The 20,013-nt window shown below is 73.3% G+C and carries 22 protein-coding genes; 8 read left to right on the forward strand and 14 right to left on the reverse strand.

All coding sequences use genetic code 11. From position 1 onward, the window contains the following. Window positions 1-68: 68 nt before the first annotated feature. Window positions 69-566 carry an Lrp/AsnC family transcriptional regulator gene (locus tag IEZ20_RS09525; RefSeq protein WP_373303916.1) on the forward strand — a complete coding sequence of 166 codons (498 nt, stop codon included), beginning with the start codon at window positions 69-71 and terminating at the stop codon, window positions 564-566. Window positions 567-568: 2 nt separating this feature from the next. Here the strand turns inward: IEZ20_RS09525 and IEZ20_RS09530 are convergent, their stop codons facing one another. Continuing rightward, window positions 569-1,156, reverse strand: coding sequence for a TetR/AcrR family transcriptional regulator (locus tag IEZ20_RS09530; protein WP_189296456.1), 588 nt, complete (start codon window positions 1,154-1,156; stop codon window positions 569-571). Beyond that, window positions 1,153-2,667 (reverse strand): 3-hydroxyacyl-CoA dehydrogenase, encoded by a 1,515-nt coding sequence (locus IEZ20_RS09535; protein WP_189296458.1) that lies wholly within the window; start codon window positions 2,665-2,667, stop codon window positions 1,153-1,155. Before IEZ20_RS09535 ends, IEZ20_RS09530 begins: the two co-directional genes overlap by 4 nt. 158 nt (window positions 2,668-2,825) lie before the next feature. Here IEZ20_RS09535 and paaN point away from each other — a divergent pair, with 158 nt between their 5' ends. Then, window positions 2,826-4,520, forward strand: a complete 1,695-nt coding sequence (gene paaN / locus IEZ20_RS09540) for a phenylacetic acid degradation protein PaaN (protein ID WP_189296460.1) — start codon at window positions 2,826-2,828, stop codon at window positions 4,518-4,520. Window positions 4,521-4,524: 4 nt separating this feature from the next. Here the strand turns inward: paaN and IEZ20_RS09545 are convergent, their stop codons facing one another. The 3 genes from IEZ20_RS09545 to IEZ20_RS09555 are packed head-to-tail and all read right to left on the reverse strand — an operon-like array spanning window position 4,525 to window position 7,294. Next, window positions 4,525-5,265, reverse strand: coding sequence for a TrmH family RNA methyltransferase (locus tag IEZ20_RS09545; RefSeq protein WP_189296462.1), 741 nt, complete (start codon window positions 5,263-5,265; stop codon window positions 4,525-4,527). Continuing rightward, window positions 5,262-6,473 (reverse strand): HTTM domain-containing protein, encoded by a 1,212-nt coding sequence (locus tag IEZ20_RS09550; RefSeq protein WP_189296464.1) that lies wholly within the window; start codon window positions 6,471-6,473, stop codon window positions 5,262-5,264. The genes IEZ20_RS09545 and IEZ20_RS09550 overlap by 4 nt, the downstream gene beginning before the upstream one ends. Further along, window positions 6,470-7,294, reverse strand: a complete 825-nt coding sequence (locus IEZ20_RS09555; protein WP_189297006.1) for a DUF5819 family protein — start codon at window positions 7,292-7,294, stop codon at window positions 6,470-6,472. The genes IEZ20_RS09550 and IEZ20_RS09555 overlap by 4 nt, the downstream gene beginning before the upstream one ends. 410 nt (window positions 7,295-7,704) lie before the next feature. Between IEZ20_RS09555 and paaA the strand changes: the two genes are divergently transcribed. The 6 genes from paaA to IEZ20_RS09585 all read left to right on the forward strand — a co-directional run bounded on the left by paaA (window position 7,705) and on the right by IEZ20_RS09585 (window position 12,678). Next, window positions 7,705-8,721, forward strand: a complete 1,017-nt coding sequence (paaA, locus tag IEZ20_RS09560; protein WP_189296466.1) for a 1,2-phenylacetyl-CoA epoxidase subunit PaaA — start codon at window positions 7,705-7,707, stop codon at window positions 8,719-8,721. Then, window positions 8,718-9,005 (forward strand): 1,2-phenylacetyl-CoA epoxidase subunit PaaB, encoded by a 288-nt coding sequence (paaB, locus tag IEZ20_RS09565; protein WP_014673816.1) that lies wholly within the window; start codon window positions 8,718-8,720, stop codon window positions 9,003-9,005. The genes paaA and paaB overlap by 4 nt, the downstream gene beginning before the upstream one ends. A gap of 47 nt (window positions 9,006-9,052) precedes the next feature. Beyond that, window positions 9,053-9,754, forward strand: coding sequence for a 1,2-phenylacetyl-CoA epoxidase subunit PaaC (paaC, locus tag IEZ20_RS09570; protein ID WP_189297008.1), 702 nt, complete (start codon window positions 9,053-9,055; stop codon window positions 9,752-9,754). Then, window positions 9,748-10,281, forward strand: a complete 534-nt coding sequence (gene paaD / locus IEZ20_RS09575; RefSeq protein WP_189296468.1) for a 1,2-phenylacetyl-CoA epoxidase subunit PaaD — start codon at window positions 9,748-9,750, stop codon at window positions 10,279-10,281. The genes paaC and paaD overlap by 7 nt, the downstream gene beginning before the upstream one ends. Further along, window positions 10,281-11,345, forward strand: a complete 1,065-nt coding sequence (locus IEZ20_RS09580) for a 2Fe-2S iron-sulfur cluster-binding protein (protein ID WP_189296470.1) — start codon at window positions 10,281-10,283, stop codon at window positions 11,343-11,345. The genes paaD and IEZ20_RS09580 overlap by 1 nt, the downstream gene beginning before the upstream one ends. Window positions 11,346-11,535: 190 nt before the next feature. Further along, a complete protein-coding gene (locus tag IEZ20_RS09585; RefSeq protein WP_189296472.1) occupies window positions 11,536-12,678 on the forward strand; it encodes an acyl-CoA dehydrogenase family protein in 1,143 nt (380 codons plus the stop codon). A 19-nt stretch (window positions 12,679-12,697) separates the two neighbouring features. Here IEZ20_RS09585 and IEZ20_RS09590 read toward each other — a convergent pair whose 3' ends face one another. From IEZ20_RS09590 to IEZ20_RS09630, 9 genes are all read right to left on the reverse strand, one after another. Beyond that, window positions 12,698-13,027 carry a rhodanese-like domain-containing protein gene (locus IEZ20_RS09590; protein WP_189297010.1) on the reverse strand — a complete coding sequence of 110 codons (330 nt, stop codon included), beginning with the start codon at window positions 13,025-13,027 and terminating at the stop codon, window positions 12,698-12,700. A 48-nt stretch (window positions 13,028-13,075) separates the two neighbouring features. Then, complete coding sequence (locus tag IEZ20_RS09595) at window positions 13,076-13,888, reverse strand: hypothetical protein (protein WP_189296474.1); 813 nt, start codon at window positions 13,886-13,888, stop codon at window positions 13,076-13,078. Window positions 13,889-14,057: 169 nt separating this feature from the next. Next, entirely contained in the window at window positions 14,058-15,554 is a 1,497-nt protein-coding gene (locus tag IEZ20_RS09600; RefSeq protein WP_373303917.1) for a DUF2252 domain-containing protein, read from the reverse strand. A 136-nt stretch (window positions 15,555-15,690) separates the two neighbouring features. Next, window positions 15,691-16,392, reverse strand: a complete 702-nt coding sequence (locus IEZ20_RS09605; protein ID WP_189296484.1) for a 2-hydroxychromene-2-carboxylate isomerase — start codon at window positions 16,390-16,392, stop codon at window positions 15,691-15,693. 59 nt (window positions 16,393-16,451) lie between these two features. Further along, a complete protein-coding gene (gene fabG / locus IEZ20_RS09610; RefSeq protein ID WP_189296486.1) occupies window positions 16,452-17,195 on the reverse strand; it encodes a 3-oxoacyl-ACP reductase FabG in 744 nt (247 codons plus the stop codon). After that, the gene (locus IEZ20_RS09615) at window positions 17,192-18,133 is read right to left on the reverse strand and encodes a 3-hydroxyacyl-ACP dehydratase FabZ family protein (RefSeq protein ID WP_189296488.1); all 942 of its coding nucleotides are present in this window, start codon (window positions 18,131-18,133) and stop codon (window positions 17,192-17,194) included. Before IEZ20_RS09615 ends, fabG begins: the two co-directional genes overlap by 4 nt. Further along, a complete protein-coding gene (locus IEZ20_RS09620) occupies window positions 18,133-18,390 on the reverse strand; it encodes an acyl carrier protein (RefSeq protein WP_189296490.1) in 258 nt (85 codons plus the stop codon). The genes IEZ20_RS09615 and IEZ20_RS09620 overlap by 1 nt, the downstream gene beginning before the upstream one ends. 75 nt (window positions 18,391-18,465) lie before the next feature. Continuing rightward, window positions 18,466-19,566 carry a beta-ketoacyl synthase N-terminal-like domain-containing protein gene (locus IEZ20_RS09625; protein ID WP_189296492.1) on the reverse strand — a complete coding sequence of 367 codons (1,101 nt, stop codon included), beginning with the start codon at window positions 19,564-19,566 and terminating at the stop codon, window positions 18,466-18,468. A 51-nt stretch (window positions 19,567-19,617) separates the two neighbouring features. Next, the gene (locus tag IEZ20_RS09630) at window positions 19,618-20,013 is read right to left on the reverse strand and encodes a hypothetical protein (RefSeq protein WP_189296494.1); all 396 of its coding nucleotides are present in this window, start codon (window positions 20,011-20,013) and stop codon (window positions 19,618-19,620) included.

Consider the following 20,013-nt stretch of genomic DNA (forward strand, 5'->3'; position numbering starts at 1 on the left):
CTGTGGACAAACGGTTCTCCACAGCCTGCAATGAACGCAGGACGTCCACGGCGAGGAAGCGGGGGGACATGGGACCTGAACAAATGGCCGACGGGCCGCAGGACGGCGCCGTGCTGCCGCCCCGCCCACTGGACGCCATCGACCAGGACATCCTGCGGATCCTCCAGGCGGACGGCCGCGCCTCGATACGGTCCGTCGCCGAACGCGTCCATGTCTCGCGCGCCAACGCCTACGCGCGCATCAACCGGCTCGTCGAGGACGGGGTGATCCGGGGTTTCAGCGCGCGCGTGGACCACGAGCGAGCCGGCCACGGCACCTCGGCGTACATCACGCTGAAGATCGTCCAGAACAGCTGGCGCACGGTCCGCGAGCAGCTCAGACAGCTGCCCGGCGCCTCCCACATCGCCCTGGTGGGCGGCGACTTCGACGTACTGCTGCTGGTGCACACGCCCGACAACCGGGCGCTGCGCGAACTGGTGCTGACCCGGCTCCAGGCCATCCCCGAGGTGCTCAGCACCCGCACGCTCCTGGTGTTCGAGGAGGAGGACCTGGAGCCGGACAGCTGAGGTCAGTCCTGGCGCAGCCCCGAGAAGACCAGCCGGACCACGGCGTCGGCCACCTCCCGGTCGCTCGCGCCGCGCGTGTCCGGCCGGTACCACTCCACGATGGAGTTGATCATTCCGAAGACCAGCCGGGTGGCCAGCCGCACCTCCACGTCGGCGCGTACGTCCCCGTCGGCGGCCGCCGCCTTCAGCAGTTCCGCGACCCGGTGGTCGAAGTCGCGGCGCCGCTCCAGCGCCCACCGCTCGGTCTCGGTGTTGCCGCGCACGCGCAGCAGCAGCGTCACATAGGGCAACTCGGCTATGAGCACCTCGACCATGCGGCGCACCACGTGCTCCAGCCGGTCGGCGGACCGCCCCGCGCGCGCGTGCTCCTCCTCCAGGATGGCGAACAGCCCGTCCAGGGCGCGGCTGACGGCCCGGCGCAGCAGCTCCTCCTTGCCGCTGACGTGGTGGTAGATGGACGACTTGGAGATGCCGGCCGCCTTGGACAGGTGCTCCATGGACGTGCCGTCGTAGCCGCGCTCGTTGAAGACCCGCACGGCGACCGAGAGCAGCGTCTCGGGGGTGTACGTGTCCCGCTTGGCCGTGGTCATGGGGTGCCCTCCCGCTTGTCCTGGGCGTACGAGTGGCGGTAGAGCGCCAGGGAAGGCGCGTAGCGGCCGGAGGGGTCGCGCTCGTGCAGTTCGTCCAGCAGTTCGTGGGCCCAGGCCCGGGGGAGGCCGCGGCTCCACTCGAAGGGTCCGAGGGGGTAGTTGACGCCGAGGCGCATCGCGGTGTCGATGTCCTCCTCGGTGGCGACGCCCTTGGCGACGGCGTCGTGCGCGAGGTCGATGATCCGGGCGACCGTGCGGGCGACGATCATTCCGGGGACGTCGCCGATGACGCTGACCTTCTTGCCGAGCGCCTGGAAGAGGCCGGTGGCCTCGGCGAGGGTCTGCGGCAGGGTGTCCTGGGCGGTGGACAGGGCGATGCGGGTGGCCTTGCGGTAGTCCAGGGCGAGGTCGAAGTAGACGACGTCGCGGAACTCCACGGAGGTCTGGCCGTCGGCGAGGGCCAGCTGGCCGCCGCTGGGCAGCACCAGGCGGGTGCCGTTGTCCTCGTCCTCCTCGCGGACCGTGATGCCCGCCTCCCGGATCATCGCCAGCAGCTCGGCCGCCGGGCCGAGGTCGCCCTCGGCGATGACGTAGGCGGGCGGCTGCTCCGTGTCGGCGGTGTGCGGCTCGGGCCGCTCGGCGCCCTCGGCGTAGTCGTACCAGCCGTGCCCGCTCTTGCGGCCGAGCCGGCCGGACTCCACCAGCCGGCGCTGGGCCAGCGAGGGGGTGAAGCGCACGTCCTGGAAGAAGGACTGCCACACCGAGTGGGTGACGGACTCGTTGACGTCCTGGCCGATCAGGTCGGTCAGCTCGAAGGCGCCCATCCGGAAGCCGCCCGACTCGCGCAGGACCGCGTCGATGGTCGCGGGGTCGGCGGCCTGGGCCTCGTGGACGGCGAACGCCTCCGCGTAGAAGGGCCGGGCGATGCGGTTGACGATGAAGCCCGGGGTGTCCGCGCAGGCCACCGGGGTCTTGCCCCAGGCGCGGGCGGTCTCGTACGCGCGCGTGGCCGACGTGACGTCGGTGGCGAACCCGGAGACCACCTCGACCAGCGGCAGCAGCGGCGCCGGGTTGAAGAAGTGCAGGCCGACGAAGCGTCCGGGGTGGCGCAGGGCGCCGCCGATGGCCGTCACCGACAGCGAGGAGGTGTTGGTGGCGAGCAGGCAGTCCTCGGCGACGATGTCCTCCAGCTCGCCGAAGAGCCGCTGCTTGACGTCCAGCCGCTCCAGGACGGCCTCCACGACCAGCCCGCAGCCGGCCAGCTCCGCGAGGCTGTCCACGGGCTTCAGGCGGGCGCGGGCGGCGTCGCGGTCGGCTTCGGCGAGCCGGTCCTTGGCCACGAGCCGGTCGAGGCGGGCGCCGATCGCTTCCGCCGCGTCCCGGGCCCGGCCGGGGACGGTGTCGTACAGCTGTACGGGGTGGCCGGCGACCAGCGCGACCTGGGCGATTCCCTGGCCCATGGTGCCGGTCCCGACGACGGCCACGGGGCTGCTGAGGGCGAGAGCTGTCATGTGCGCGATCCTCCCGCACGGGGTTTTCCACAGATGCGGCGGACCCCCTTGTACCGACCGATCGTTCGGTTACTCTAGCTCTGACCGTTCCATCCCGCTGCTCTTTCTGCCAGGCCCGCACTCGAAGAAGAGTCCTCCAGACGAGGAGTTGGTCCCGCATGGCCGCCGAACTGACCGCGCCCGAGCTGATCGCGAAGCACCGGCCCACTCTCGATCAGGCCCTGGAAGCGATCCGCACCCGCGCGTACTGGTCCCCGCACCCCGAGCACCCGAAGGCCTACGGCGAGGACGGCAGCCTGGACGCGGCGGCGGGCAAGGCCGCCTTCGACGCCCTGCTCGGCAACCGCCTGGACCTCACCGACCAGCCCGGCGTCGACGACTGGGTGGGCGAGGAGGTCTCCCCGTACGGCATCGAGCTGGGCGTGACCTATCCGCACGCGGACCTCGACGTGCTGCTGCCCGCGATGCGGGCCGGCCAACGCGGCTGGCGGGACGCGGGCGCGGAGCTGCGGGCCATGGTGTGCCTGGAGATCCTGAAGCGGATCAGCGACCGCACGCACCAGTTCGCGCACGCCGTCATGCACACCTCCGGCCAGGCGTTCATGATGGCGTTCCAGGCGGGCGGCCCGCACGCCCAGGACCGCGGCCTCGAGGCGGTGGCGTACGCGTACGCGGAGCAGGTCCGCACCCCGGGCACGGCGGAGTGGACCAAGCCGCAGGGCAAGCGCGACCCGCTGGCGCTGGCCAAGACCTTCACGCCCGTCCCGCGCGGCATCGGCCTGGTCATCGGCTGCAACACCTTCCCGACCTGGAACGGCTACCCGGGCCTGTTCGCCTCCCTGGCCACCGGCAACGCGGTCCTGGTCAAGCCGCACCCGCGCGCGGTGCTGCCGCTCGCGCTGACCGTGCGGATCGCCCGGGACGTGCTCGCCGAGTCGGGCTTCGATGCGAACCTGGTCGCGCTGGCCGCCGAACGGCCCGGCGAGGGCATCGCCAAGACCCTCGCCCTGCGCCCCGAGATCAAGATCATCGACTACACGGGGTCGACGGCGTTCGGCGACTGGCTAGAGGCCAACGCCCGCCAGGCGCAGGTCTACACGGAGAAGGCCGGCGTCAACACCGTGATCGTGCACTCCACGGACGACTACCAGGGCATGCTGTCCAACCTGGCGTTCTCGCTCTCCCTGTACAGCGGCCAGATGTGCACCACCCCGCAGAACCTGCTCATCCCCCGCGACGGCATCAGCACCGACCAGGGCCCCAGGACCTTCGACGAGGTCACCGCCGACCTCGCCCGCGCGGTCGACGGCCTGCTCGGCGACGACGCGCGCGCGAACGCCCTGCTCGGCGCGATCGTCAACCCGGACGTCAAGGCCCGCCTCGAGGCCGCCGCCGGCCTCGGCGAGGTCGCCCTCGCCTCCCGTGAGGTCACCAACCCGGAGTTCCCGGACGCGGTGGTCCGCACCCCCGTCATCGTCAAGCTGGACGGCGCCAAGCCGGACGACGAGGCCGCCTACATGAGCGAGTGCTTCGGCCCGGTCTCCTTCGCCGTCGCGGTCGACTCGGTGACGGACGCGGCCGAGCTGTTGCGGCGCACGGTCCGCGAGAAGGGCGCGATGACGGTCGGCGCCTACACCACGGACGCCGGGGTCGAGGAGACGATCCAGGAGGTGTGCCTGGAGGAATCGGCCCAGCTGTCGCTCAACCTCACCGGCGGGGTGTACGTGAACCAGACCGCCGCCTTCTCCGACTTCCACGGCTCGGGCGGCAACCCGGCGGCCAACGCGGCCCTCACCGACGGCGCGTTCGTGGCCAACCGGTTCCGGGTGGTGGAGGTCCGCCGGGAGGCCTGAGCCGCTAGGCGCCCCCGGCGCTCCAGTGGTACAGCGTCATCGCCACGCTGGTGGCGAGGTTGTAGCTGGAGACCTGGGGGCGCATCGGCAGCCTCAGCAGGTGGTCGGCCCGGGCCCGCAGCTGCGGGGACAGGCCGGAGCGCTCCGAGCCGAAGGCCAGCACGGCGTCGTCGGGCAGCGTGGTCCCGCGGATGTCCTCACCCTCCGGATCGAGGGCGAACAGCGGGCCGGCGGGCAGCTCGTCGACGCCGAGGCGCTCCACCGCGGTCGCGAAGTGCAGGCCCGCGCCGCCGCGCAGCACCGTGGGGTGCCAGGGATCGAGGGTGCCCGTGGTGACCACACCGGTCACCCCGAAACCGGCGGCCAGCCGGATCACCGCACCCGCGTTGCCGAGGTTGCGGGGATGGTCCAGCACGACGACGGGCGCGGTGCGCGGCGTGCGGGCGAGCACGCGCAGGTTCTCCTCCCGGGACGGCCGTACCGCGAGGGCGGCCACACCGGTCGGATGGGGGCGCGGGACGAGCGAGGCGTACGCCGCCCGGGGAACCTCCGTCAGGAGGGCGTCCAGGGTGTCGCGTACGTCCTCGGCCAGTTCCCCGGCGAGGGCGAGCGCGGCCTCCCGGTCGGTGGTGACCGCGACCGGCACCTCGGCCCCGAAGCGCAGCGCGTGCTTCAGGGCGTGGAAGCCGTCGAGCAGTACGGCGGAGTCCGCGTGCTCACTCCAACGGCTCAGCGGATCGGTCATGCCGTGAACCCTACGCGGTCCGTCGGGCTCTCCTCGGGCGAGCGCTGGGCGGGCACCGTACGGCCGACGCGCCGGGCGAGCCGCCCGCGCGCGCGTGCGGCCAGGTCGCCCAGCCGGCGCAGGAAGGACGTCGGCAGGAAGACCGCGTCCGCGGTGATCATCGCCAGCGAGAAGAACGGCAGGCCGAGGACGACCGCGATCACCGCGTGCTCGACCATCATCAGCGCCAGCAGCACGTTCTTGACCCGCCGGTTGAACAGCGTGAACGGGAAGGCGACCTGCACCATGACCGTCCCGTAGGCCACGAGCATCAGGATCGTGCCGCTGGACGACATCAGGTCGGCCAGGGCGGGCCAGGGCGAGAAGTAGTCCAGGTGGAGCGGGTAGTACACGGCGGTGCCGTCCTGCCAGCGCGAGCCCTGGACCTTGTACCAGCCGGCCGTGGCGTAGATCAGGCAGGCCTCCGCCATGATCACGGCCAGGGCGCCGTTGTGCAGGATGTTCGCGATGACGTCGAGCAGGATCCGCGGCTGCTCCCAGGCCGCCCGGCGGCCGACGGCCCACCACAGGCCGAGTCCGGCCCAGGCCGTCCACAGCAGCGCCGGGATCAGCCAGCCGTTGTCGAACCGGCCGGTCAGCGTCGCCGCGCCGAGCGCCAGGCCGGACACCGCCCACAGCAGCGGTCCCGTCCGGTCGGCGGGCACCCGCTCCCCGCGCGCGCGTGCCGCCGCGCCGTGGGCCGCGCGCCGGGCGTCCAGGGACCACACCTGCCCGCAGCGCGTGAACACCAGGTAGATGGCCATCAGGTGCAGGACGTTGTCGCCGCCGTCACCGATGAAGACGCTGCGGTTCTGCAGCGACAGCACGCCCACCATGAACAGCACGGACGCGGTCCGGGTGCGCCAGCCGAGCAGCAGGGCGGCGCTGGCGAGGATCGCCAGCGCGTAGCAGCACTCGAACCACAGCCGGCCGTCGGACCACAGCAGTGCCGTGAAGGCGTGGTTGTCGGCGGTCAGCTCCTTGGCGAGGTTCCAGCCCCACGGCCCGGTGGGGCCGTACAGCTCCTGGCGGTGCGGGAACTCGCGCAGCAGGAACAGCATCCAGGTCCCCGCGAAGCCGATCCGGATCACGGCGCTCTGGTACGGCCCGAGAGCCGCCTCGGTGACCCGGGCGACACCCCGCGACAGGGTCAGGGAGAGACGGTTCACCGCACACCTCCCGCGGCCTCGTCGGACGACAGGGACCACCAGGGAAGCAGGCGGTAGACGGGCTTGTCGGACACCCGCTCACGGCTCCACGGCGGCGGCTGCACATTGGTGGTGCTGGAACGGATCTGCACGCGCTGGATCACGCCTTCCCGGCTCGTCGGGTCGTCCTGGTAGAGGCGCATCACCACGATCCGGCGCAGGTACTGCTCGGACAGGGAGCCGCGCAGGCCGACGGGACGGTTGTCGGTGCCGTGCGTGGCACTGAAGAAGTCCCAGGCCCGGCGCAGCAGGTTCTGCTGGGTGTGGCTGGGGGCCAGGTTGCCGTCGATGGCGGCGCCGTCCTGGGCGGACAGGTCGGTCCAGCCGGTGGTGCGCAGCCCGCCGTCCCGCATCCGCACCTCGGCGCGTACCTGGACGGCGATGTTCTGCTGGAGCGGGTTCGGGGCGAACAGCTTCCAGTTCTGCTCGAACTCCGGGTACACCCATTCCTCTATCGCCTTGCCGTGCTGCTTCGTCACCGTGTTGGCGGGGGCGAGGCTGAGGAACACCATCAGCAGGTGCACACAGGCGGCCACGGCGACCACCGCGAGCGCCAGCGCCGCGCCGACCTGATAGCGCGGGGAGAGCGCGGCGACGCCGGTACGGGGCGCGGGCGCGGCTTCCGGTGCGGGCGCGGCTTCCGGTGCGGGCGCGGCTTCGGTTGCCGGTGCGGCCGTGGGGCCGGGCGGCGGGGGCGGCGCCGGGGGTTCTTCCGGGAGACGCGTCCCGGCCGACCCGTCCGGGCCCTGCGGGCCCCGCGGATCCTCGTCGTACGCGTCCATTCCGTCCCGTCCCCCGTTTCGGCTCATGCGGTCAGCTCGGTGCCTTCGACTCGGTCGTCCGGCCCGTCGGCCGGCTCGGAGGCTGACGAACGGGGCGGACCGTGGCGCGGTGCCCGTCACGGGCGCCGCACACGGCACGAGCGCCACGTCTCGGCGCTCGCACGGAACGGTACTCAGCCCCGGGCCCCGGGCGCAGCCCCGGGTACGGACGGATGCGGTGGTCCTCGCCACGCGGAGCGGGGATGCGGCCCGCCCGCTCCCCGTTGTCCACAGCCGACGCGAGGAGTTTTCCACAGCGGTTGACACCCGCGGCGGCCCCCCACACCATGGACTACGCACGGACCGAACGATCGGTCGGGACGCATCGCTCGGACAGAGTTCACCGCAGAGCCCGAGGTCAGGGGGACCGCATGGCCACAGCAGCCGCGCAGCCAACCGCCCGCACGGAGGCGGACGGCGCACCGGACACCGCCCGGACGGCGGCCTACCAGCGCGCCTTCGACGCGGCCGTGGCCGCCGACGAACGCATCGAACCGCGCGACTGGATGCCCGACGCCTACCGCGCCACCCTGGTCCGGCAGATCGCCCAGCACGCGCACTCCGAGATCATCGGCATGCAGCCGGAGGCCAACTGGATCACCCGCGCGCCCTCCCTGCGCCGCAAGGCGATCCTGATGGCCAAGGTCCAGGACGAGGCCGGCCACGGCCTGTACCTCTACAGCGCGGCCGAGACCCTCGGCACCAGCCGCGACGAACTGCTCGACAAGCTGCACACCGGCCGCCAGAAGTACTCCTCGATCTTCAACTACCCCACCCTGACCTGGGCCGACGTCGGTGCGATCGGCTGGCTGGTGGACGGCGCCGCGATCACCAACCAGGTCCCGCTGTGCCGCTGCTCCTACGGCCCGTACGCCCGGGCGATGGTGCGGATCTGCAAGGAGGAGTCCTTCCACCAGCGCCAGGGGTACGAGCTGCTGCTGGCCCTCAGCAAGGGCACCCCGGAGCAGCACGCCATGGCCCAGGACGCGGTGAACCGCTGGTGGTGGCCGTCGCTGATGATGTTCGGCCCGCCCGACGACGAGTCCCAGCACTCGGCGCAGTCCATGGAGTGGAAGATCAAGCGCCACTCCAACGACGAACTGCGCCAGCGCTTCGTGGACATCTGCGTCCCGCAGGCCGAGTCCCTGGGCCTCACCCTCCCCGACCCGGAGCTGCGGTGGAACGAGGAGCGGGAGCACTACGACTTCGGCCCGATCGACTGGAGCGAGTTCCGGGACGTCCTCAAGGGCAACGGCCCGTGCAACGAAGAGCGGATCACCCAACGCAGACGAGCCCACGACGAGGGCGCATGGGTGAGGGAAGCAGCCGCGGCCTACGCGGCCAAGCACGCCGGCGACACCGGCGGGACGGGAGCGACGCGAGCATGAGCACCACCGACTGGCCCCTGTGGGAGGTCTTCGTGCGCTCCCGGCGCGGCCTCTCCCACACCCACGCCGGCAGCCTGCACGCGCCCGACGCCGAACTGGCCCTGCGCAACGCCCGCGACCTGTACACCCGGCGCGGCGAGGGGGTCTCCATCTGGGTCGTCCCGGCCGCCGCGATCACCGCGTCCTCGCCGGACGAGAAGGACCCGTTCTTCGAGCCGGCCGCCGACAAGCCCTACCGGCACCCGACCTTCTACGAGATCCCGGAAGGGGTGAAGCACCTGTGACCGCCACCGGCCCCACGGCCCGCACCGCGGCCCCCGCCGCCGTCCCGGTGACCGCAGCCCTCGCTCTCGGCGACGACGCCCTGGTGCTCTCCCACCGTCTGGGGGAGTGGGCCGGGCACGCCCCCGTGCTGGAGGAGGAGGTCGCCCTCGCCAACATCGCCCTGGACCTGCTCGGCCAGGCCCGCGTGCTGCTGTCCCTGGCCGGCGACGAGGACGAGCTGGCCTTCCTGCGCGAGGAACGCGCCTTCCGCAACCTCCAGCTGGTCGAGCAGCCGAACGGCGACTTCGCCCACACCATCGCCCGCCAGCTGTACTTCTCCACCTACCAGCAGCTCCTCTACACCGAACTCGCCGGGACGGAGGGCCCGTTCGCGCCGCTCGCCGCGAAGGCGGTCAAGGAGGTCGCCTACCACCGCGACCACGCCGAGCAGTGGACGCTGCGGCTCGGTGACGGCACGGAGACCAGCCACGAGCGGATGCAGCGGGCCTGCGACGCGCTGTGGCGGTTCACCGGCGAGATGTTCCAGCCGGTGGAGGGCCTGGAGGCCGACTGGCGCGGGATGGAGGACCGCTGGCTGGAGTCCGTCACCGACGTGCTCGGCCGGGCCTCCCTGACCGTCCCGCAGGGCCCGCGCACCGGCGCCTGGTCGGCGGGCGCCGGCCGGCAGGGCCTGCACACCGAGCCGTTCGGCCGGATGCTCGCCGAGATGCAGCACCTGCACCGCAGCCACCCGGGGGCGGCATGGTGACCGCCACCGCCCTGGAGGCGGAGCTGCTGGAGCTGGCCGGCGCGGTGCCCGACCCCGAGCTGCCCGTGCTCACCCTGCGCGAGCTGGGCGTGCTCCGCGCGGTGCGCCTCCACGGCGGTGACACGGTGGAGGTCGACCTGACCCCCACCTACACCGGCTGCCCGGCCGTCGAGGCGATGAGCCTGGACATCGAGCGGGTGCTGCGCGCCCACGGCATGCGCGAGGTCACCGTCCGCACGGTGCTCACGCCCGCCTGGTCGACCGACGACATCACCCCCGAAGGCCGTCAGAAGCTCGCGGAGTTCGGCATCGCTCCGCCGCGCGTGGGCCACGACAGCGGCCCGGTGCCGCTGGCCCTGGGCCCGACCCGCACCCGGGAGCCGCAGTCCCCGGCCGAACCGGTCCGGTGCCCGCACTGCGGCTCGGCCGAGACCGAGCTGCTGAGCCGGTTCTCCTCCACCGCGTGCAAGGCGCTGCGCCGCTGCCTGGCCTGCCGTGAACCGTTCGACCACTTCAAGGAGTTGTGATGGCCCGCTTCCACCCGCTCCCGGTGGCCGCGGTCGACCGGCTCACCGACGACTCCGTCGCCCTCACCCTCACCGTCCCGCCGGAGCTGCGCGAGGAGTACCGGCACGCACCCGGCCAGCACCTCGCGCTGCGTCGCCGGATCGACGGCACGGAGATCCGCCGCACCTACTCGATCTGCTCCCCCGCCCCCGACCCGGCCGGCGAGGGCCCGGAGAGCCTGCGGGTGGGGGTGCGGCTGGTCGAGGGCGGGGCCTTCTCGGCGTACGCGCTGAAGGAGATCAACATCGGGGACGAGCTGGACGTGATGACCCCGGCGGGCCGCTTCACGCTGGAGCCGGCCCCTGGTCTGTACGCGGCGGTCGTCGGCGGCAGCGGCATCACCCCGGTGCTGTCCATCGTCGCCACGCTGCTGGCGCGTGAGCCGTCGGCCCGGTTCTGCCTGATACGCAGTGACCGCACGGCCGCCTCCACCATGTTCCTGGAGGAGGTCGCCGACCTGAAGGACCGCTATCCGGAGCGGCTTCAGCTGGTGACCGTGCTCTCCCGGGAGGAGCAGCAGGCGGGACTGCCGTCGGGCCGGCTCGACCGGGAACGGCTCACGGGGCTGCTGCCCGCGCTGCTGCCGGTGGAGCGGGTGGCGGGCTGGTTCCTGTGCGGGCCCTACGGGCTGGTGCAGGGCGCGGAGCGGGCGCTGCGCGAACTGGGCGTGGACCGGGCGCGGATGCACCAGGAGATCTTCCACGTGGACGCGGGCTCCGCCCCGGCGGCCTCCGCTTCGGCGCCGGCGCACAGCACGGTCACCGCGCGGCTCGACGGCCGCGGCGGCACCTGGCCGGTGCGGGAGGGGGAGTCGCTGCTGGAGACGGTGCTGCGCAACCGGCCCGACGCGCCCTACGCCTGCAAGGGCGGGGTGTGCGGGACCTGCCGGGCCTTCCTGGTCGCGGGCGAGGTGCGCATGGACCGCAACTTCGCGCTGGAGACGGAGGAGACGGAGGCCGGGTATGTGCTGGCCTGCCAGTCGCATCCGCTGACAGAGAGGGTGGAGCTGGACTTCGACCGCTGAGGGCCACCCGACCGCCCCCTCCCCGGCCGCCCCCTCCCCGACCGTCCCTTTCCGGACCGCCTCCTTCCCGACCGCGCTCTTCCCGGCCGTTCCCTTCTCCTAGAACCTGTTCTATCTTGACGGCCCGTCAGATACGGGCAGTCGCACTCGGTGCGCTGCCGGACGACCGGACCCGCCAGGAGGACAGGCCGTGGACTTCACCTTCACCGAGGAGCAGCGGGCGGCGGCCGAGGCGGCGCGGGGGGTGTTCGCCGGGGTCGTGCCGGACGCGGTGCCCAGCCCGGCGCTCACCCCCGGCGCCGTGGCCGAGGGCTTCGACCGGGCGCTGTGGTCCCGGCTGGCCGACGCGGACCTGCTGAGCCTGCTGCTGGCCGAGGCGCACGGCGGGGCGGGCCTGGACGCGATCGCGCTGTGCCTGGTGCTCCGCGAGGCCGGCCGGGTGCTCGCGCGGGTGCCGCTGCTGGAACACAGCGCCGCCGCGTCGGCCGTGCAGGTTCACGGCGGAGCGGAGCAGGCGGACCGGCTGCTGGCCCGGGCCGCCCGGGGCGAGCTGGTGCTGACGGTCGCGGCCCAGGGACGTACCGGCCATGACCCGGCCCAGCTGGCCGTCACCGCGCGCCGTGAGGGGCCGGTGTGGCTGCTGGACGGGGTGCAGACGGCGGTGCCGTGGGCGTACGACGCGGACCTGGTCGTCGTACCGGCGCATGTCGAGGGCCCGGGGGCCGAGCGGACCGTGCTGGCGCTGGTGCCGCGGGAGGCCGAGGGGCTGGTGCTCGCCGAGCAGGTCTCCACCAGCGGCGAGCGGCTGGCCGAGCTGCGGCTGCGGTCGGTGCGGCTCGGGCCGGACGAGGTGATCGAGGCCGACGGGGCCTGGGAGTGGCTGCACGGGCTGCTGGTGACGGGCACCTGCGCGCTGGCGCTCGGGCTGGGTGAGCGGGTGCTGCGGATGACCGGGGAGTACACCGGCAAGCGGGAGCAGTTCGGCCATCCGATCGCGACGTTCCAGGCGGTGGCCGTGCAGGCCGCGGACCGGTACATCGACCTGCGCGCCATGGAGGCCACGCTGTGGCAGGCCGCGTGGCGGATCGCCTCCGGGGCGTCGGGGGCGCTGCCGGTCGCCGGGGACATCGCCGTGGCGAAGATCTGGGCGGCGGAAGGGGTGCGGCGGGTGGTGCAGACGGCTCAGCATCTGCACGGCGGGTTCGGCGCCGACACCGACTACCCGCTGCACCGCTATCACGCCTGGGCCAAGCACCTGGAGCTGGCGCTCGGCCCGGCGGCGGCGTACGAGGAGCGGCTGGGCGACCTGCTGGCCGCCCACCCCCTCGGCTGACGGGGCGCGGAAGCCCGGGTCAGAGGACGAAGCCCGGCTTGCCCTCGTCGGTGACGACCGGGCGGCCGGCGGTCTGCCACTGCTGCATGCCGCCGTCGACGTTGACCGCGTCGACGCCCTGCTGGACCAGGTACATGGTGACCTGGGCGGAGCGGCCGCCCGAGCGGCAGATGACGTGGACGCGGCCGTCCTGCGGGGCGGCCTCGGTCAGCTCGCCGTAGCGGGCGACGAACTCGCTGACGGGAATGTGCAGGGCTCCCTCGGCGTGGCCCGCCTGCCACTCGTCGTCCTCGCGGACGTCCAGCAGGAAGTCGCCGTCCTTGAGGTCCGTGATCTGGACCGTGGGCACACCAGCTCCGAAATTCATGGCTCCGACGCTACCCGAAGCGCCGGTGGTTCAGTCCTGCCCCCGCAGGCCGGCCAGCTCCGCCTCCCGCTGGGCGATGTCGGCGCGCAGCCGTTCGGCGATCTCGTCGAGCAGCCCGTCGGGGTCGTCCGGGGCGAGGCGGAGCATGCCGGCGATCGCACCCTCCTCCAGTTCGCGGGCGACGAGGGTGAGCAGTTCCTTGCGCTGGGCGAGCCATTCGAGGCGGGCGTACAGCTCCTCGGCGGGGCTCGGCCGGCGCTCGGGCGGCACCGGACCGGCGGCCCATTCCGCGGCCAGCTCACCGAGCAGGGTCTCGTCGCCCCGGGCGTAGGCGGCGTTGACCCGGCTGAGGAACTCCTCGCGCCGCTTGCGCTCGTCCTCCTCCTGGGCGAGGTCGGGGTGGGCCTTGCGGGCCAGCTCGCGGTAGAGCTTGCGGGCCTGCTCGCTGGGCCGTACCCGCTGCGGGGGCCGTACCGGCTGGTCGGTGAGCATGGCGACGGCCTCGGGGAACAGGCCGTCGCCGTCCATCCAGCCGTGCAGCAGTTCCTCCACGCCGGGCATCGGCAGCACGCGGGCGCGGGCCTCCGCGGCACGGCGGATGTCCTCGGGGTCGCCGGTGCGGGCGGCCTTCGCCTCGGCGATCTCGGCGTCCAGCTCCTCGATGCGGAGGTAGAGCGGGCCGAGTCGCTGATCGTGGAGACGGGAGAAGTTCTCCACCTCGACGCGGAAGGTCTCCACGGCGATCTCGTACTCGATCAACGCCTGCTCGGCGGCCCGCACGGCCTGCTCCAGCCGTTCCTCGGGGCGGGGGGCCTGGGACTGGTCGGCTTCCGGGGTCGTCACCCGCCCAGGGTAGCCGCTGCCCCCGACGCTGCCCCCGGCCAAGACCGGGGCGCGGTTCCCCGCCCGGGGAAACCCCTCACGACACCCCCGGGGAAGCCCCTCACGACACCCCCGGGGAAATCCCTCACGTCGCCCCGGGGACATCCCTCACGACACCCCGTGAATCCCCTCACACCCCCGGCTCGGCCTCGATCCGCCCCGCCCGGATGCCCGCGAGCAGGTCGGCGTGGTCCGCCTCCGTGCGGTCGGCGTAGGCGACGGCGAAGGCGGCGAGGGCCTCGTCCAGTTCCTCGTTCTTGCCGCAGTAGCCGGCGATCAGGCGGGGGTCGGCGCTGTGGGAGTGGGCGCGGGCCAGCAGGGCGCCGGTCATGCGGGCGTAGTCGTCGACCTGGTCCGCGGCGAGGGCGGCCGGGTCGACGCTGCCCTTGCGGTTGCGGAACTGGCGCACCTGGTAGGGGCGCCCTTCGACGGTGGTCCAGCCGAGCAGGGTGTCGCTGACGACCTGCATCCGCTTCTGCCCGAGCACCACCCGGCGGCCCTCGTGCTCCGCCGGCGGGGCCGGGAAGCCGGCCGTGGCCAGGTGCGCGAGGAGCGCGGAGGGCCGGGCCTCCTTCACCTGGAGGACCAGGGGCTCGCCGCGGTGGTCGAGGAGCAGCACGACGTAGGACCGGGTGCCGACGCTGCCGGTGCCGACCACGCGGAAGGCGACGTCGTGCACGGCGTGCCGGGCGAGCAGGGGGTGGCGGTCCTCGCCGAGGGTGTCGGCGTACGGCTCCAGGGAGGCGGCGACCGCCGCGGCCTCGGCGTCGGGTATCCGGCGCAGCACCGGCGGGGCGGGCACGAACCGCCGTCCGCCGTCCGGCGCCGGCTCGGTCGACTTCGCGGCGAACCGGCCGCTGGTGTTGGCCCGGGCCTTCTCCGAGACCCGCTGGAGCGTGCCGAGCAGGTCGTGGGCGTCGGTGTGGGAGACGAGTTCCTCGTCCGCGATGGCGTTCCAGGCGTCGAGCGCGGGCAGCTTGGCGAGCAGCCGCATGGTGCGGCGGTAGGCACCGGCCGCGTCCCGGGCCGCGGCCCGGCAGGTGTCCTCGTCGGCGCCCGCCTCGCGGCCGGCGAGGACCAGCGAGGCGGCGAGCCGCTTGAGGTCCCATTCCCAGGGGCCGTGCACGGTCTCGTCGAAGTCGTTGAGGTCGATGACGAGACCGCCGCGGGCGTCGCCGTACAGACCGAAGTTGGCGGCGTGCGCGTCACCGCATATCTGGGTGCCGATCCCGGTGGTGGGGGTGCGGGCGAGGTCGTACGCCATGAGGCCGGCCGAGCCGCGCAGGAAGGCGAAGGGGGTGGCCGCCATCCGGCCCACGCGGAGCGGGGTCAGTTCGGGGATGCGGCCGGCGTTGGACTCGGCCACCGCGCTCACCGCGTCGGGGCGGGAAGCGTCCAGGTCGAGCGTGCGGTGGGCGGAACGCGGCACGCTCGTGCGCAGCGCCTTGCCCTCCTCCTTCGGCGAGCCCTGCGGCGGCCAGTCGGCGAACCCGCGCACCCGCGGCAGCCTGCGCGCACCGCCACCCGCTCCGTCCGCTCCGTGCGTCGCCCCCACACCGGTTCCGGTCACCGCGACCGCCTCCCCCGTACTGCCCGGACGCCGTCGGACAGGCGCCGGTACGAACATCGACTCGGAGACCGTACAACCGGTGGCCGAAACGCGTCAGACCCCGTGGACCGCGGTGGCGTGGGGCCGACGCGGGGACAGGGCCGGCCGGCGGAGGCAGGCCCGGCGGGCGCCGCCCGGCCCCGGCAGGTGCCGTTCAGCCGCAGCCGCCGGCGTGGCCCTGGTCACCCCCCGCGCCGAGGGCGACGACCGGTTCCTTCGGTGCCGGCGGCACGGAACCGGCAACGCTCCGGACGAACGCGTCGAACCGGTCCACACCCCAGAACTTCTCCCGGCCGTTGATGAAGAAGGGGATGCCGAACACGTCGTCGCCGTCCACGTCCAGCAGGGCCCGAACGCCCCGGGCGCGCAGCTCCTCGTCCTCCGACGCCCCGGCGAGCAGCTCGGAGGGCAGTCCGAGTTCGACGGCCAGCTCCCCCATCACCGCCCGGTCGCAGATGTCGCGGCCCTCCTCCCAGCGCAGCTGGTAGGCCCGGCGTACGAAGGCCCGCCCGAGGCCCGCGTCGTCCGCGGCGAGATAGGCGAGGTGGGGTACCTCCCAAACCGGGTCTCGGTCCGTCGGCCAGGCCGGCCGCAGACCGGCCTGATGAGCGAGCCTGCGCACGTCCTGGAGGATGTAGAGGTGCTTGGCCTTCGACATCGCGGTGTACGGGAAGGCCCCTCCCGCCTCGGCGAGCAGCGCGGAGCTGCGCGCGTCGGGCTCCCAGAACGGTCGCCACTCCAGGGCGTCGGCCAGTTCGGGGTGGTCCTCGGTGAGCCGGCGGTGGGCGAGCCACGAGTAGGGGCTGCGCAGGTTGAAGTACCAGCGGGGCCGTGCGGACCGCCGGGGTGCTGCCATGGTGGTGCTCCTCGTTTCCGGGCGACGACGGTGCCGTGCTGTCGATGGGCGGACGGACGTCAGATGACGATCCCTCCGTCGACGTGGAGCACCGCACCGGTGACGTATCCGGCCGTCGTCACGTAGCCGACCATGTCGGCGACTTCTTCGGGGCGGCCGAAGCGGCCGAGGGGGACCGAGCGCAGCGCCTCGTCGCGGGCGGCGTCGTTGAGGGAGGCGGTCATGTCGGTCTCGATGAAGCCGGGGGCGATCACGTTGACGCGGATGCCGTACCGGGCGACCTCTTTGGCGAGAGCCTTGCTGAAGCCGATGATCCCCGCCTTGGACGCGGAGTAGTTGGTCTGGCGCGCGTGGCCGTGGACGCCGGCGACGGAGGCGATGTTGATGACGCTGCCGCGCTTGCGTTTCATCATCTCGAAGACCACGGCACGGCAGACGTGGTAGGTGCCGCCGAGGTTGGTGTCGATGACGTCCTGCCAGTCCTCGTCGCTCATGATCACCAGCGGGTTGTCCCGCACGATGCCCGCGGAGGTGACCAGGGTGTCGATCGGCCCGAGGTCCCGCTGCACGGTCTCCACCAGGGCGCGCACCTCGTCGCGGCTGGTCACGTCGGCCTGGTGGGCGACGGCGTGCCCGCCCGCCTCACCCACCTCCTTCACCAGTTGCGCGGCGGCCTCGGCTCCGGACCGGGTGTGGCAGAAGGCGACACGGTGGTCCTCGGCGAGCCTGCGCACCACCGCCCGTCCGATGCCTCGCGATCCGCCGGTGACCAGCGCGACGGGGCGTGTCTCGTCCTGTGTCATGGATGACTCCTCACGTGTTCCGGTGTGCCGGCGCGGTGCGGCGCCGGTTCGGGTTCGCGTACGGCGATGACGACCTGGTCCACCTCCAGGACCCGTTCGCCGTCCACCGTGCTCTCCCCCTCGAAGGTGAAGGTGTCGCCGAACGACCTGCTCAGACGGACCTGGTGCCGCATGACGTCTCCCGGGCGCACGGGCCGCGGCAGCCGCACCCCCGACATGCCGCCGAAGAGCAGCAGCGCGCCGCCGGGGCCGGTGGGCTGCCCGCCGCTCAGCAGGAGGGAGGCGGCCTGGCACCAGGACTCGATGACGAGCGCGGCCGGGTAGTCGTACGCGCTGTCGTCGGCCTCGTCGGTGATCGCCTCGTACCAGGGCTCGTTGCAGGTCACCGCCTTCAGCGCGGTCAGTTCCCGCTCGGGCGCGAGGCCGACGACGCGGTCCACCAGCAGCATGGGATGGCGATGGGGGATGCGCTGCTTGACGGCGGCGGGGGTGATCGGCACGGCCAGGGGGGCACGCGTGCCGGCCGCCGTCTCGGGAGGCGCCTCGGAGGGCTTCTCCGTGGCCGCGTCGCCGAACAGGAGGGTCAGCCGGGCCGCCCGCCCCCGCTCGGTCGCGACGTCGGCCGTGCAGCGCCAGGAGGCCCCGTCCTCACGCCAGTTCAGCTGTGCGGTGAGCCGGTCGCCGGGGCGCACCGGGTCCAGGAAGCGGACCCTGTCGACACCGGTGACCCGCCGCGCGGATCCGGGTTCCGGGTGCGTCAGGAGGGCTCCGCGCCGGACGAAGTCGACGATGCAGACGCCGGGGAAGATCGGGTGCCCGGGGTAGTGGCCGCGGAACACCGGTTCGTCCGGCGCCACCTCCAGCGTGATCTCGCTCCGCGGCCCGGTGACGTGGGTGACCGCGACGGTCCCCCGGACGGGGCTGCACGCCTGCGGCATCACGCGCTCCCGAGCTTCACCGCGAGCAGGTCGTGGGTCTGCGAGAAGGTCGTGAACGTCTTCATCTCCTCCTCGCTGAACCGGACCCCGTACTTCTTCTCCAGCACGACGACGACCTCCAGGGCGAGCAGCGAGTCGCCGCCCACGTCCTGCAGCCGCGCCTCGTCGGTGAGTTGGGACGGGTCGATGTCGAGGATGTGGGCCACCGTGCGCCGGAGGTCCTCCCGGTCCAGTACCGTCCCTGCGGTGTTGGTCATGGCTGTGCGTCACCTTTCGTGTCCGTGCGAAGACGGCCGGCGACGCGCGGGGATCCACGCGTCGCGCCGGGGGGTTCAGCCCTGGGTGGCCAGGAGGGCGGCGCCGACGACGCCGTTGGCCTCCACCGAGGTCACCAGGGCGAGGCTTTCGGTGCCGGTCTCGGCGAGCGCGAGGACCGCGGCGATCTGGAAGGCCGCGGACGCGGCGTAGGTGTCGCCGATGAGCGTGGCGCAGTCGGGGCCGCGCCCGTCCGCCGCTCCGAAGACGTCGGTGAGGGCCGCCCGTTCGGCCTCGCCCTGGTCACCCTCCGCCCCCGACACGGCGATCGTCCGCACCTCGCCCGGCTCGGCTCCCGCCCGCCCCAGCAGCCGGCGCAGGCAGTCCGCGAGCACCGGCCTGATCTGCTCGGTGTCCCGGGCGAAGCCGAACTCCAGCCCCAGGGGGGCGGCCAGCGGACGCCTGCCGGACGCCCCGGCCGCGTCGGCTCGTTCCAGCAGCCACACGGCCGCGCCCTCACCGAGCACACCGGCCTGCTCCCCCTGGCCCCGGACGTGCCAGTCCAGCCAGGCGCGGGCCGGGGAGAACTCCTCGACGGCGCCGCACAGCAGCGTCTCGGCACGGCCGGCCCGCTGCAGCCGCAGCGCGTAGCGCAGCGCGAGGAGCCCGGTGGCACGGCCGCCGGCGAGGGTGGTGTTGGGGCCCTTGAGGCGATGCCAGATGGCGGACTGTCCGGCCGCGCAGTTCATCACCGTGTTGGGGAAGCGGGCGGGATCGACGAGGTAGGGCCGCTCGCCGACCAGGGAGTCGCGGGTGAAGCTCATCATGCTCTGGGCGCTGCCGGTGCTGGTGCCGAGCACCAGGCCGGTGTTCTCGCCGACGCCGGGGGGCCGGTTCCCGGTGCCGTCGTCGAGCACCTGGCCGACGGTGGCGACGGCCAGCGCGGTGGCCCGGTCCATGGACCGGGTGCCCTTGCGGCCGAGGACGGTGCGGATGTCGAAGTCCGGTATGAGGCACGCCTCGTCGAACGGCGTGTCCCACACGTCGCGGTCCAGCCGCGCGGCCGTGCTCTTGCCCGTGCTCAGGCCGGTGGTGAAGTCGGTGCTGTCCAGGCCCCAGGGCGAGATGGCGGCCCAGGCCGAGATGACGGGCGTCGCTGCGGTGAGGGTGGAGACCATGCGGGGGCTGCCCTTCGAAGGTGGAGATCAAAGACGGGTCGGCGACGGGCCTCAGAAGAACCAGACACGGTCGTAGGCGGACCAGTCCGGTCCGTCGTCGTCCCGCACGACCAGGCGGACGTCGGGAATCAGCCGTGTCGCCGCCGAGGCGCCGAACAGGGCCAGGCCCGCCTCCTCGGCCCAGACCGGGACGCCGTCGGCGAGCAGGGCCCGCAGGGAGCGGCGTGGATCCGCCAGCGGGAGGTCGGTGCCGTGCGCGCCCGGCGGTGCGGGCACGGGCCCGGTGTCGATCGCGTATCCCGTGGCGGGACCGCGGAGCAGGACGTCGACCGAGCCGCCCATCCGGTGCAGGGCGCGGACGAAGTAGAGCTCGTCGGAGAACTGCGTCTCGACCGCGCCGCGGTGGGCCCGTTCGACGATGAGAAGGGTGCTGCGGGAGTCGGCCAC

This window comes from Streptomyces cinerochromogenes (genome assembly GCF_014648635.1).
Taxonomy (GTDB): Bacteria; Actinomycetota; Actinomycetes; order Streptomycetales; family Streptomycetaceae; genus Streptomyces; species Streptomyces cinerochromogenes.